General features: G+C 34.3%; 9 protein-coding genes. 5 read left to right on the forward strand and 4 right to left on the reverse strand.

Annotated elements, in window-relative coordinates; translation table 11 throughout:
• Positions 1–9 precede the first annotated feature (9 nt).
• A complete protein-coding gene (locus EZ428_RS22105; protein WP_131555528.1) occupies positions 10–1,842 on the reverse strand; it encodes a collagen-like domain-containing protein in 1,833 nt (610 codons plus the stop codon).
• 265 nt (positions 1,843–2,107) lie between these two features.
• Between EZ428_RS22105 and EZ428_RS22110 the strand changes: the two genes are divergently transcribed.
• Complete coding sequence (locus EZ428_RS22110; protein ID WP_131555529.1) at positions 2,108–2,926, forward strand: helix-turn-helix domain-containing protein; 819 nt, start codon at positions 2,108–2,110, stop codon at positions 2,924–2,926.
• Positions 2,927–2,971: 45 nt separating this feature from the next.
• Here EZ428_RS22110 and EZ428_RS22115 read toward each other — a convergent pair whose 3' ends face one another.
• Positions 2,972–5,104: a tetratricopeptide repeat-containing sensor histidine kinase gene (locus EZ428_RS22115; protein ID WP_131555530.1), complete on the reverse strand. Its 2,133-nt coding sequence runs from the start codon at positions 5,102–5,104 to the stop codon at positions 2,972–2,974.
• A gap of 26 nt (positions 5,105–5,130) precedes the next feature.
• Positions 5,131–5,847: a LytR/AlgR family response regulator transcription factor gene (locus tag EZ428_RS22120; RefSeq protein ID WP_165501852.1), complete on the reverse strand. Its 717-nt coding sequence runs from the start codon at positions 5,845–5,847 to the stop codon at positions 5,131–5,133.
• A 120-nt stretch (positions 5,848–5,967) separates the two neighbouring features.
• On the opposite strand from EZ428_RS22120, the gene EZ428_RS22125 reads away from it, so the two are divergent.
• The 4 genes from EZ428_RS22125 to EZ428_RS22140 all read left to right on the forward strand — a co-directional run bounded on the left by EZ428_RS22125 (position 5,968) and on the right by EZ428_RS22140 (position 10,750).
• Positions 5,968–7,194: a carboxypeptidase-like regulatory domain-containing protein gene (locus EZ428_RS22125; protein ID WP_131555532.1), complete on the forward strand. Its 1,227-nt coding sequence runs from the start codon at positions 5,968–5,970 to the stop codon at positions 7,192–7,194.
• 70 nt (positions 7,195–7,264) lie between these two features.
• Entirely contained in the window at positions 7,265–8,497 is a 1,233-nt protein-coding gene (locus EZ428_RS22130) for a carboxypeptidase-like regulatory domain-containing protein (RefSeq protein WP_131555533.1), read from the forward strand.
• Positions 8,498–8,628: 131 nt separating this feature from the next.
• Complete coding sequence (locus EZ428_RS22135; protein WP_131555534.1) at positions 8,629–9,702, forward strand: PA0069 family radical SAM protein; 1,074 nt, start codon at positions 8,629–8,631, stop codon at positions 9,700–9,702.
• A gap of 175 nt (positions 9,703–9,877) precedes the next feature.
• Positions 9,878–10,750, forward strand: a complete 873-nt coding sequence (locus EZ428_RS22140) for an ATP-grasp domain-containing protein (protein WP_131555535.1) — start codon at positions 9,878–9,880, stop codon at positions 10,748–10,750.
• A 257-nt stretch (positions 10,751–11,007) separates the two neighbouring features.
• Here the strand turns inward: EZ428_RS22140 and EZ428_RS22145 are convergent, their stop codons facing one another.
• Entirely contained in the window at positions 11,008–13,542 is a 2,535-nt protein-coding gene (locus EZ428_RS22145; RefSeq protein ID WP_131555536.1) for an ATP-dependent Clp protease ATP-binding subunit, read from the reverse strand.
• Positions 13,543–14,351 lie beyond the last annotated feature (809 nt).

Genomic DNA, 14,351 nt, shown 5'->3' on the forward strand with positions numbered 1-14,351 from the left:
AAAGACTGCTTAATTCAATTTTTTAAAATCTCTGTCCTTAAGATTGAGCTCTTGCATAGTTTGCAGCATTGGGGTATTCTGATTGATATTACTTAAAACTCCAGTTGAACTTGGTGGTACAATAACTATCCTAACTTTATCAATATTCATTAACGACGGTGAGGTAGTATTATACTTAGAAATTATCCTAACCTTAGCGGTAGTAGCGTCAAGCCTTAGGTTATAATTATAAAAGTAAGTAGTACCCATATTATAATCTGTAAAGTTCAACTGTTTCCAGCTAGAAACACCTACACCGCTATTTGTACGTAAATACACTAATACAGTTCCTGTTTTTGCAGCAGCAACGTTGGCTGGTGGAATATTATAAACTGAAGTAGAATCATTATAGTTCCCATCTCTGTGCAGCATTAGATTTCTGACATCTGAACTCTCATAATTCCAAGTAAATGTTGAGGCATCAGTAGTTTCTAAGGCAATAACATTAGAATTGCCATCTGCTCCATTAGCACCCCTTAAAGTTGTTCCATAAGCCGGCCAAGCACCTGAGCTTTTTGGCCCGTACATAACATACGAAGAAATATCAAGATAAAAATCGCCATCATTTCCTAAAGAATTTGCTGGCAAACCTACCCCATTTAAAATTGTATTGCCATTTGCACCGTTTGTACCATTACTTCCGTTTGTACCATTAGTGCCATTGGTTCCGTCAGCACCTTTTAAATTTGTACCCATACCCCATCCTAAATTAGATTTTGGGCCATAAAATGCAATTGGAAGTTGAGAAATGTAGAAATCTCCAATTTTACCTAAAGCTGGGTCTGGAGCAGTTTCTCCACTATAAATAACCGTTCCATCTGCACCTGCGGGCCCTGTTGGACCTTGTGCACCAGCTGCTCCTCTTAATAAAATCCCAACTCCCCAACCCGTATTATCTTTTGGGCCATATAGCAAATAATTAGTTTTATCTAAATAATAATCACCAATTGTACCTGTTGATAGAGCTGGAGCACCTAAACCAGAATATGTTACACTTCCATTGGTGCCATTTGTACCATTGGCTCCATTTGTACCATTTGTGCCGTTGGTTCCATTAGTACCGTTGGCTCCATCAATGCCATTTGTACCTCTTAAAATTAAAGGAGTTCCCCATACACCAGCTGTTTTTGGACCATATAAATTACCAGTATTTTTATCTAAATAATAATCTCCATTTACACCAATGGTTGCAACTGGTATTCCTGAACCACTATAAATAATACTGCCATCTTTTCCGGCGGCTCCAGTTGGACCTTGAGCTCCATCCGCCCCGCGTAATAAAATTGGAATGCCCCAACCTCCTGCAGTTTTTGGTCCGTATAATAAATAATTTGTTTTGTCTAAAAAGTAATCGCCAGCAATACCTGTAGCTGCAGACGGGGTACCATTTCCGCTTAAGGTTGTACTACCATTAGTGCCATTGGTTCCATTTGTACCGTTTGTACCTGCTGCACCGTTAGTTCCATTTGTACCATTTGTGCCATTCGTTCCGTTTGTACCGTTTGTACCGTCTGCTCCTCTTAACACTGTTGGTGTTCCCCAAGCTCCCGCAGCTTTTGGCCCATATAAGTTCCCAGTATTTTTATCTAGGTAGTAATCGCCATTTATGCCTATCGTATTTGCAGGCACCCCATTTCCACTGTACATTGTACTGCCATCTTTACCTGCAGGGCCTATTGCCCCAGCATCACCAGTTTTGCCTTGTGGACCAACTGGGCCTTCAGGTCCTTCTAATCCAGTTTCTGAACAAGAACTTAAAACAATACCAATCAAAAAAATGGTTAAAAAAAGATAGTTTTTCATAGGGTTTAATTTTAATAGAATGAAGTTAATCCTGATTAGAGTGCACCTTGTGATATTATCGATGAACGGATAGGAATAATCGGCAAAGGGCAATAACATTTGAATTTGAACTCTTAAAACTCAAATTTAGCCTAGAAAGTAAGCTGTCACATAGTATAAACACGACAACCTTTTCGCCAATACATCTATTTTAGAAAGAAACTTACTATCAAGAAATATTTAAGCTAATGGTAATAAACACCTTAAGGTTTTATATATTTATGATATGGGCTTTACCTATTTTTTACCAGAACCTTGCTTGCAACAGTACGTAGAGAACATTATTGTTGTAAATCTTAACTTGAATGAGGATTTTGTAAAAGAAATAACCATTGTCCCTGATTACAGGCCTTGCTTATGCTTTATACTAGAAGATAAAATTAGTGCCTTTGAACAAGGCTGTTTAATTGAAAGAGAGAATGTGATTTTTGCAGGCTTTCACTTATTTTCAACTGTGATGAATTTAGGAAATAAGCATCGAGCAGTATGTGTGCAATTTAAACCCATAGGTTGGAATAGTCTAATGAATAATATACCTCAAAATGAATTGATTAATAACTGTTATGATGCCAAGTTTTTTTTAGGCAATACGGTCAGTATATTAACCGAACAATTATCAGAATCACCTACAGCCGGTATACAAAACCAGATTATTCAATCCTTTTTAAAAGAACGGTTAAATAAAATGACCGCACTATCCCCTTTTGATAGAGCAATCTCTTCATTTATACAGTCAGGTGGTAAACTTACTATAGAAAAAACAGCTTCCCTTGCCTGTTTAAGTTTGCGCCAGTTTGAAAGAATTTGTAATTATAAAATTGGAGTATCACCAAGAATGTTTGGAAAACTCATTAGATTTTCTAATAGCTATAAATTAAAAGAGCAAAATCCAAATATGTGTTGGAACAAGATAGCTTTCCACTCTGGTTATTTTGACCATATGCATCTCATTAGAGATTTTAAACAGTTTTCAGGAACTACTCCAACTATTACAGAAGAAGAACTTCATTTTAGGTCATTTCCTTACGATAGGTCTTTCAATTAATCTATAAATTCTTAAGAAGGTTTTTTAAATCCTGCGCTTACAGGCCTAGGAGAAAACAATACCAATTACCGTAGCTTCTGATGAGCTTTCTATCTTTAAATCTCCGTTTAATTTTTGAAGCATTTCTTTTACAATAACTAACCCATAACCTGATGATTTACTCTTCACATTATGACTGCTTAAAAGTTCATCTATTTTCTCTTTTGATATAACATCGGATTTATTTATTACAGAAATAAACTGCTTTTTATCTTCATAAATTCCAGCGTTTAAAAAAATTGATGTACCATTATATGAATGGTTGATGGCATTTTGCAATAAGTTTCGCAAGACAATAATTAGTAGGTTTTGATCACTTTGCAAATTATTTAAAGCTAAATTCCCAATTTCAATCTTAACATTTTTGGCATCAGCCTGATTTTGCATTAAGGCAATGGCCTCTTCAAAAAGTTGATGAATATCCACCTCTTCAATATCTAATTCAAAATGGTCCATCTGACTCTTAGACCAAAGCAATAAATCTTCCATTGTTTCCAGCAACTTAGTTGCAGATTCCATCAACTTCTTTTGATGAGAAAGTTTATTCTCTTCAGAAATTTGAGTTGGATTGATTTGCTGTATCCTTAAAAAAGTAAACAATTGGCTAACAGGACTTCTTAAGTCATGAGAAATTATGCTAAACAACTTTGTCTTGGTTTGATTAGCATTATTAAGCTGTAGGTTTACCAGATCAAGCTCTTGGTTCTTCTTATCTAATATGATATTTATCTTTTGCTTATTCCTATAGTTCCAATATATTAAACAGGCAGACAAAAAAGCGAATAAAGCAACAGACATAAGTAACCATCTCGTTTTCTTCTCTTCTTTTAACTGAATGCTTTTATTACTACTTTCTATGTTTAGTAATTTTATCTCTTGCTTCTTTGCATTATTTTGAAATCGAGCTTCTAATTCTGCCAAGGTCTTCTTTGATGCTTCTTGATATAAAGTATCTTTTAGTTCCGCATAATTTTTTGCATGTTTGTATGCAAGTTCCCAATTAGCCAAATCTGCATAACTTACTGCCAATCGAATTTGGATACTTGCATAATCTTCTTTGCTAAAACCATAGGCATTTAAGGCTGCTTTTTGTAAATAATTAACAGATTCTTTAGTACTTCCCCTTTTGTATAGGACAGACCCATATGTCTTGTTTGCATTAACAATACTTTGTTCATTACCCGATTTCTTAGCCATTCTTAAAGCTTCATTTGCAAATTTGAACGCTTCAGATGTATTGTTTTTATTGTTATAATAATCTGCAAGATATTGATTAGCACTACTTAATTCGTGAAAAGCACTATCAGTTGGCTTCATTAAGCTATACATTTTTTTATAGTAAATTTTCGCTTTCTCTACTTCATCTAGTTTAAGATGAACCAAAACATAGTTCATGAATAAAGTAATCTTTCCTATTCTATAAACTTTAAAATACGGGCCAGCTAAATCATAATACTCTATGGCTTTATTATATTGTCCCATTGTATTAAAAATACTACCAATCTGAACATATTTTGATCCGATATTATCTAATAAGGCAGTCTTATTTTTGGCAAAATTTAATTTTTGATACTCTATATTTTTTAGATTGAATTTTATGGCTTCTTCATATTTTGCTACACTTAGATAATATTCACTAACGCTACCACTTAACACTACCTTTCTTGTCATATTGGTCGTAGTATCTAGAATATTCCTCATCACGGCAATTAGCTCTTCTCTCTGTTTTAATCTTCGTGTATCAAAATACAGTCCGTTTAAACGCTCCGTTATTCTATCAATATTAAAATCAAATTTTAATCTTCTAGACTGATCCAAACCTTTCTCATAGTAATATATAGCACTATCTAAATGTACACGCTCAAATTCGTAACCATAACCTACAAATATTGTAAACAAATTACTTACGTATTCATCTCCATTTTTACATAGCTGTATGCCCATCTTACTAGCAATAACCATATTACTACAATCTTGCCTGTCATTTAATCCTTTTGTTAGCAAAGAATTACAATAATTATACAGCATACCCATTTTCTCCCTATTGGTCTGGTATTTTGATAAATCTGGAAATTCTTGAGCAACACCTACAGAAATTGAGAAAAGCGTAATCAACAAGAAAACGTATAATAGTTTCATACTATATAAATTAACATGCTCTTGTGTCAGTTTACTTTTAAAATTTGTTTAGCTTCTTTTAAATATGTTTTTCCAATAGGGATGTCATTAATTCCCATATCTATTGTTTTTGGCCCTAAACTTTTTACCTTATTAATAGCAATAACATAACTACGATGAATACGTATAAATTTACTGAGTGGTAATGATTCTAAAAAATTAGAAAGTGTAGCCAGTGTAAGATGAGCTTTCTTTTCGGTTACAATTTTGGTATAGTCTCCATAAGCTTCTAAATAAATTACCTCATTGGCATTTAAGTTAACCACATGATTTCCTTCTTTAAAAATAATTTTCTCATTTTCAAAAAGCACATCATAAGCTTCTGCTTTGTCTTTTAGTTTAACAAAGTCAAAAATTCTATTGATACAGCTTTCAAACCTATCTGTTTCTAATGGCTTTAATATAAAATCAAATACTTTTAATTGAAACCCTTGTAGAGCATACTCTGGGTGTGAGGTTATAAAAACATTAATGGCATTTAAATTCGATATAGATTTTACAAAGTCAATCCCATTAATTTCAGGCATATCAATATCTAAAAATAAAACATCTGGCTGATGAGAATTGATAATACTTAAAGCTTCAATTGGATTATGATAACTTCCTAAAATCTTCATTTTCGCATAGGCAGATAATTCAGCTTCAACAACCATCCTATCCAAATCGTCGTCATCAACAATGATGCAAGTGAGCGTGTCTTTCATAAAGTACAGATAAATAGGTATATAAACATACATAAAAAAATTAATTTTCTTGAATACCCTTAAAATGGTATTGCTTTCAATTTTATTTTAAACACCTAATTATTTAGTTAAATTTACATCATGACTAAAAGATTTGCATTCTTGTTCATTTTATTTTTTTGCTGTGTAAATGCTTTGGCTCAATCTTTTTCTATCACAGGAACTGTTAGTGATAAAGTTGGGCTGCTTCCCGGTGCAGCAGTTTATTTAAGTGGTTATAAAATTGCAACCGTTACAGACAATGATGGTAAATTTGTACTGCCTAGGCTCGCCCCAGGAAATTATGACATCCTAGTTCAAATGATTGGATTTTTGCCTTACACTAAAAACGTCCTCATATCAGATAAATCGGTAAATGTCTCAATCGCTCTGCAAGAAAATACAACCATGTTAAAAGAGGTAATTATTAAACCCGACCCAAATAGGGCATTTTATATTGCTCTATTTAAAGATTATTTTATTGGTAAAACCCCCAACGCAGCAGAATGCACCATTTTAAATACCGATGTATTGGTATTTGATGATGATAAAGATGCACGTATACTAACTGCAAAGGCTAATGATTTCCTCATTATTGAAAACAAGGCCCTTGGTTATAGAATCAAGTATTTACTTCAGGATTTTGAGTATAATTATAAAACTAAAATTATCTATTTTGCAGGCCTCCCATCTTTTGAAGACTTAAAAGGTAGTAAATCAAAACAAAAAAACTGGTTAAAGAAACGAGCCATTGCATACAATGGGTCAATTCAGCACTTCTTTAAATCTCTTTATAATAACACATTGGCGGCTGAAGGATTTGTAATCAATAAAATTGCAGATATCCCAAATACCAGTAGAAAGCCCGATAGTGTAATTAATGCAAACATTAAAAGATTAACCACAGGACAGGCTGGTTTAAGTAACCTAATCACTTTTAATGGTACCGATTCTTTGTCATACTGGTTAAAACAAAGGAGTCAACCTAAAACATTAAGCGCATTAAATAGAAAAGATGTAGATATTGATACCCTAGTAAAACCCTTTAATAGCGATTTAAAGATGATGAATTTTAAAGATGGGCTATATGTTATTTATAAGGATGAAAAAGAAATTCCTTCCTTCAATTTTTCTGCGCACAGGCAAAACAGACCACCAGAATTAAATAATTATCAAATATCTGTTGTTAATCTGGTAGAGCCTCCAGTTAGGTTTTATGCTAATGGTGGCGTTTTAGAGACCCGAAGCCTGATATATAAAGGCTACTGGGCTTATGAAAAAATAGCTGATATAGTACCAATGGATTATATCTTAAGTCCTAAGCAATAGCAAATGTTAAAAAAGTTAAATTCTTGTGCATTATTTAATAATAGATTAGCTATTTACTACATTAGTAGCCATGTTTAGAGCGCTCTTGCTTTTTTGTTTTCTATTCTTTTTTGGTGCTCAAGCTAACGCTCAAACTTATTCGATAACTGGTATTGTTAGAGATAATGTAGGCCCATTGCCTGGTGCTGGAGTTTACATTAGTGGGTATAAAATTGCCACAGCTACTGACTCTGATGGGAAATTTAGACTGCCTAATCTAAAACCAGGCAGTTATGATATTTTGGTACAGATGATTGGTTATTTGCCATTCTCAAAAAACATCATCATATCAGATAAATCTGTAGATGTAAATTTTATACTTAAAGATAACACAGTAACCTTAAAAGAGGTAGTCATCAGGGTAGATCCAAATAGACAAAAATATATTAATCAGTTTAAGGAATATTTTATTGGAAAGACCCCAAATGCGAAATTGTGTAAAATAATAAATCCACAAGTTTTGAGGGTAGATTATGACATTACTAAAAGTACCTTAACGGTTAAAACCGACGAATTTTTAATAGTGGAAAACAAAGCGCTTGGTTATAGAATAAAGTATATGTTAGATTATTTCGAATACAATAATCGCACACACATTATTTATTATTCTGGTAAGCCATTTTTTGAGGAATTAAAAGCATCAAATGCTAAAAAGAAGAAATATATAGAACTTAGAGAAACCGCTTATTATGGTTCGTCTCAACATTTCCTTAAGTCTCTGTTTAAAGGAAAAAGTAAAGAAGAAGGTTTTGTAATCAATAAAATTATTCAAATACCAAATCCAAATCGTGCACCAGACAGTATCATTAATAAAAATTTATTAGTACTAAAAAACCCACCTGGCAAATCTGGAATTAAAAAAAATGCAGGAAAAATAGATACTTCATTAATGGCTTACTGGATTAAGCAGCAAGAACTGCCTAAAACCATCGACAAGTTTAATAATGCCGAAGTTATTCCGGATACCCTGGTGAAGTTTTATAATAAAGATTTGAGGTACCTAAATTATACTAATGCACTGTGTGTAATGTACACCAAGGAAAGAGAATCAACCGAGTATTCCAATTCTGGGTTTTGGGTTTTTAGACCACTATATATTCCAGATTATCAACTTTCTGTGGTAAAACTTACCGATGGGCCAGTTCGTTTTTATGAAAATGGGGGCATCCTGGATGGTCGTTCATTATTGTATGAAGGTTTTTGGGCTTACGAAAAAGTAGCAGATATGGTACCGATGGATTATGTCCCAGTTACTAAGAAATAGTATTGAGTACTGAGATTTGCGAATTGAGACAAGTCTATTCCCTATTCCCCATTTTCTATTTCCCCTATTTATCAACCTTTTGTTGAAAATTCATAGATTGAAATTACTAAAAATATTAGTAATTTCAATCTATGAATTTGGCGGAGGAAAATGACGATAATTACTTGAATGGACGTGGGGCGCAGTTCAATACCTCCAATAAATTCCTAAAAAACTCTTTGGCAAAAGAACATCCAGAAGGTATTGATGATTGGGAAGAACCAAATTCAAAAACCACATTCATCATTGGTAAATCTAAAACAGTAGTAAACAAAGTTGATAGTCCTGATGTAGGTATGGCTTATTCCTTAAACCCCTACCAAGGATGTGAACATGGTTGCATTTATTGTTATGCTCGTAATTCTCATGAATATTGGGGTTTTAGTGCAGGACTGGATTTTGAAAGGAAAATCATTGTAAAAAAAGATGCGCCAGAATTATTTAAAAAATTTCTAGAGAAAAAAGGATGGGATGCCACTCCTATTTCTTTATCGGGCAATACTGATTGTTACCAGCCTGCAGAGCGGAAGTTCAGATTAACTAGGCAGCTTTTGGAGATTGCCTTGCAATACAAACAACCCATTACCATGATTACTAAAAATGCTTTGATTTTGAGAGATTTAGATATTCTACAAGATTTAGCAAAGCTGAAATTATCGGCAGTTTATGTATCTATAACTAGTTTAGATGAAAAGCTTCGGTTAAAATTAGAGCCAAGAACTACAACTGCAAAACAACGCCTAAAAATTATTGAGGAACTAAGCAAGGTTGGTTTGCCAACTGGTGTTATGGCAGCGCCGATGATTCCAGGGTTAAATGATCACGAAATGCCTGCCATTTTAAAAGCTTGTGCAGATAATGGTTGCAAAAGTGCAGGTTATACTGTTGTTCGCTTAAATGGGGTCATCAACCAAATATTTGAAGATTGGTTAAGGAAAAACTTTCCAGATAGATTTGATAAAGTATGGCACCAGATACAAAACTGCCATAATGGAAATGTAAACGATAGCCGATTTGGAACCCGTATGCACGGAGAAGGAAATTTCGCGCTAATGATTAGGAATACTTTTAAACTCCATTGCAGGTTAAACGGATTAAATATAGAACGTACTGAACTAGACCAAACACTTTTTAAAGTCCCAACAGCACAAACGAGTTTGTTTTAAGTTTCCTACTATAAGTCGTCATTTCGACAGAGCGTAGCGACGAGAAATCTCACCCAAAAAAGCACTGCCTAAACGTCATCTTCCTGAAGAAACAAAGAGATTTCTCCGCGGGAAAAATTCGTTCGATATGACGGCATTTATAAATTTCTTAACTTCGAAATCTCAAACTTCTATAATGAACATTGCATTAGTAACCTACCAAGATAAAGGCGCTTATCACGCTATTAACGTACAAAACGAAGATGATATCCTGATTAATTTCTTAAAATCAAACGGCTTAAACATTACAAAAGAAATTTGGAATGATGAACAGGTAAACTGGGAAAGTTATGATTTAGCCATTATCAAATCTCCTTGGGATTATTTTAACCTAATTGAAGACTTTTATACTTGGTTAGCGAAAATAGACCGTAAAAAAGTAAAGCTTTTAAACCCAATTGATATTGTAAAATGGAATGCAGACAAGCATTATTTACATGATATAGAAAAAGCAGGTTTAAAAGTAACACCAAGTATCTTCTTAACCATAGGTGATGATGTTAAACTTCAAGATTATTTCACTCAGCTTAAAACAGAAAAATTTATTGTAAAACCTGCAGTCAGTGGTGGTTCAAAAAATACGTTTAAAGTTACGGCAGCGAATGTAGATGAGATAAATGAAAAACTTAATTCACTTATCGAAATTGAAGACTTTATAGTTCAGCCTTTTTTAACCGAGATCGAAGAAAATGGAGAATGGTCATTCATCTTCTTTGGAGGAAAATTCAGTCACGCATTAATAAAAAAGGCAAAAGCAGGAGATTTTAGGGTACAGGCTACCTTTGGTGGATCCGTTCATCCTCAACAACCCGATCAAACATTATTAAACACGGCACAAGAATATGTCAATCAATTTGCTAAGGATTGCCTGTATGCTAGGGTTGATGGCGCAATTGTAAATAGTGAGTTCATATTAATGGAATTGGAACTAATAGAGCCGTTTCTATTTTTAGATACTGAAGAAAAGGCGTTGGAGAATTATCATGAAGCATTGTTAACTTTGTTATAAAATTAACCACAAAGGCACAAAGAGCATAAAGTTTTCTTGCCGTTTCTAGTCGTCCAGTCATTACGAGTGAGCGCAGCGACGAAAAATCTGTTTTATAGCAATAAATTTGGTTCAATATCCTTCTTCAGCAGATTTCTCCCAAGGTCGAAATAACGAAAATATATTCGACTTGAGCTACGAAACATCAAAAAAAAGCCCGAAGTAAACTACTTCAGGCTTTTGGATTATTTTACAAGTCCCCTTTAGGGGATTAGGGATTAAGCTCCCTCTTCTTTTTTCTTTTTCTTACTGCTTTTGTTCACAACGGTAATTTCTTCCTTTTCTTTATCGTAGTCAATCTCTAAAGTATCTCCATCGTGGATTTCTCCTTTTAAGATTTCCTCAGCAATTGGATCTTCAAGGTATTTTTGTATGGCACGTTTTAATGGACGAGCACCAAAAGCACTATCAAAACCTTTATCAGCGATGAATTCTTTAGCACCATCAGTTAGTTTAACTTCATAACCTAGGTTATGAACACGACCAAATAATGATTTTAACTCAATGTCAATGATTTTAAAGATCTCATCTTTACCTAAGCTGTTAAATACAACCACATCATCAACCCTGTTTAAAAACTCTGGAGCAAAGGCACGTTTTAAAGCGTTTTCAATTACCCCACGACTATTTGCATCAGTCTGACTAGTTTTTGCAGTAGTGGAGAAACCAACACCTTGACCAAAATCTTTCAATTGGCGTGCACCAATATTAGATGTCATGATGATAATTGTATTTCTAAAATCTACTTTTCTACCCAAACTATCAGTCAATTGACCTTCATCTAATACTTGCAATAAGATATTAAATACATCAGGGTGAGCTTTTTCAATCTCATCTAATAAGATTACAGCATAAGGCTTTCTTCTAACTTTTTCAGTTAACTGTCCACCTTCTTCATAACCAACATATCCTGGAGGCGCTCCAACTAAACGTGAAACAGCAAATTTCTCCATGTACTCACTCATATCAATTTGAATTAGCGAATCATCACTATCAAACATAAAACGAGCTAATTCTTTCGCCAATTCAGTTTTACCAACGCCTGTTGGGCCTAAGAAAATAAACGAACCTATTGGTTTTTTAGGGTCTTTTAATCCAGCTCTGGTACGTTGAATTGCTTTTGTTAATTTTTTAATCGCATCATCTTGACCAATAATTTTCTCAGCAACTTTATCGTACATATTCAATAGCTTAGTGCTATCTGCTTGTCCAACACGTTGCAAAGGAATACCAGTCATCATAGAAACAACCTCGGCTACATTATCTTCAGAAACCTCGTAACGTTTAGTTTTTGTTTCAGCTTCCCATTCTGCTTTAGCACGTTCCAATTCTTCTAAAAGATTTTTCTCTGTGTCACGCAATTTAGCAGCCTCTTCATATTTCTGACTTTTAACAACCTTATTTTTTTCGATCTTGATGTCTTCTATTTTACTTTCAATAGCGATAATGGTATCAGGAACGTGAATATTTGTTAAGTGTACCCTAGAACCAGCTTCATCTAAAGCATCAATCGCTTTATCTGGCAAAAAACGGTCTGTAATATATCTAGCAGTTAAGGCAACGCAAGCTTTAATCGCTTCATCTGTATAAGTAACACCATGATGTTCTTCGTATTTTTCTTTAATACGATTTAAAATCTCGATAGTTTCATCAGGTGTAGCAGGCTCTATCATTACCTTTTGGAAACGACGGTCTAAAGCGCCATCTTTCTCAATGTACTGACGATATTCATCTAAAGTTGTAGCGCCAATACATTGTATTTCGCCCCTAGCTAATGCAGGTTTAAACATATTAGATGCATCTAATGAACCAGAAGCACCACCCGCACCAACAATGGTATGAATTTCATCGATAAACAGAATTACATCTGTAGATTTTTCTAACTCGTTCATTACCGCTTTCATACGCTCTTCAAACTGACCACGATATTTTGTGCCAGCAACTAAAGAAGCTAAATCTAACGTAACAACACGTTTGTTAAATAACACCCTCGAAACTTTACGTTGTACAATCCTTAAAGCCAAACCTTCGGCAATGGCAGATTTACCAACACCAGGTTCACCAATTAAAATCGGGTTGTTTTTCTTTCTACGTGATAAGATTTGCGAAACACGTTCAATCTCTTTCTCTCGACCAACAATTGGATCTAATTTGCCTTCTTCGGCAGCACGAGTCAAATCACGACCGAAATTATCTAATACAGGCGTTTTAGATTTAATGTCTGACACCTTTTTAGGTGTTGTAAAACTTTCCTCTTCTTGGTAATCATCATCGCCACCAGCAGTACCACCGCCACCTTGCGCTTCATCTCTAAAACCATTTTTATTTACTTCAACCTCTTGTTTAAAGATTTCGTAAGTAACGCTGTATTGCAATAAAATTTGCGACGCAATGTTATCATCATCTCTTAAAATAGATAACAATAAATGCTCAGTTCCAATTAAATCGCTTTTAAATATTTTTGCTTCTAAATAAGTGATCTTTAATACCTTTTCGGCCTGTTTGGTCAAAGGAATATTACCCAAATTAACGGTTACACTCGAAGTACCGCGAACGGCCTCTTCAATAGAACGGCGAAGTTTTGACGTATCAACCCCTAGTGATTTTAAAATCTTAATGGCCATACCATCACCTTCGCGAATAAGACCCAACAGCAAATGCTCTGCGCCTATATAATCGTGTCCTAATCTCAGGGCTTCTTCCCTGCTAAAAGAAATCACGTCTTTTACTTGTGGAGAAAATTTAGCTTCCATAATATGTGTATAAACCGGATGCCTCTAAACTATAAATTTGTTTTATAAATAAGGCACCCAGATTTTTATAATTTATCAACAATTACGCCATTTCGGTGGATAAGGTTGTTGTTTCTTATACTAATTAACAAAAATTAACATTACCAAAAAAGCGCTTAGCCTATTCTTAATTTACGTAATCGAATAGAAAATAGGTTTTTAGCTTTCAATAAATCTAATTTACGCATCCTACACTATATTTTGTCGGTTTTTTGTAAGGTTTTATTACTGACAAATTGTTAGCACTTTAGGCAAGAAGTAGCAGTTTTGACAGGCCGAGTAACGTCATTCCCAGCTCGACTGGGAATCGTAATGCGATGGAAAGGAAGTGCACAGCTTCCCTCTTACATTTTACATCTTCATTATTTGAAAAGCAAGTGATTGCTACTATGAAAGTCAGTCCCGCTCTACACTTAATCTTTTTGTTTGCCCTTCGACTTCGCTCAGGAGAACAAAAAGGATTTTCGCTGCGATCGGGTTTAGACTGGTTGCGAATTGCAAGGAACAAACTAAGTATCTTCAAGATTAAAAAAAGCAGTTACAACAACTATAATTTAATTATAGTAGAATAAGGAAAGAATAATAACAGGATTATACCACGTTAACTATCAACTCATACTTCATTCACACTTAAGACGCAGTTTGCTCGGATCCAATTGTCACAAGTCCGAACAAGGTCCGAACTAACCCCGACTAAAGTCCGTCCTAACAGTTAACCTTTTATTGTGTTCTTACGATGCTGGTACGAAGAAGTTACATAAGCAAATAGC

Source organism: Pedobacter frigiditerrae (assembly GCF_004331645.1).
In the GTDB taxonomy this organism is placed as follows: Bacteria; Bacteroidota; Bacteroidia; order Sphingobacteriales; family Sphingobacteriaceae; genus Pedobacter; species Pedobacter frigiditerrae.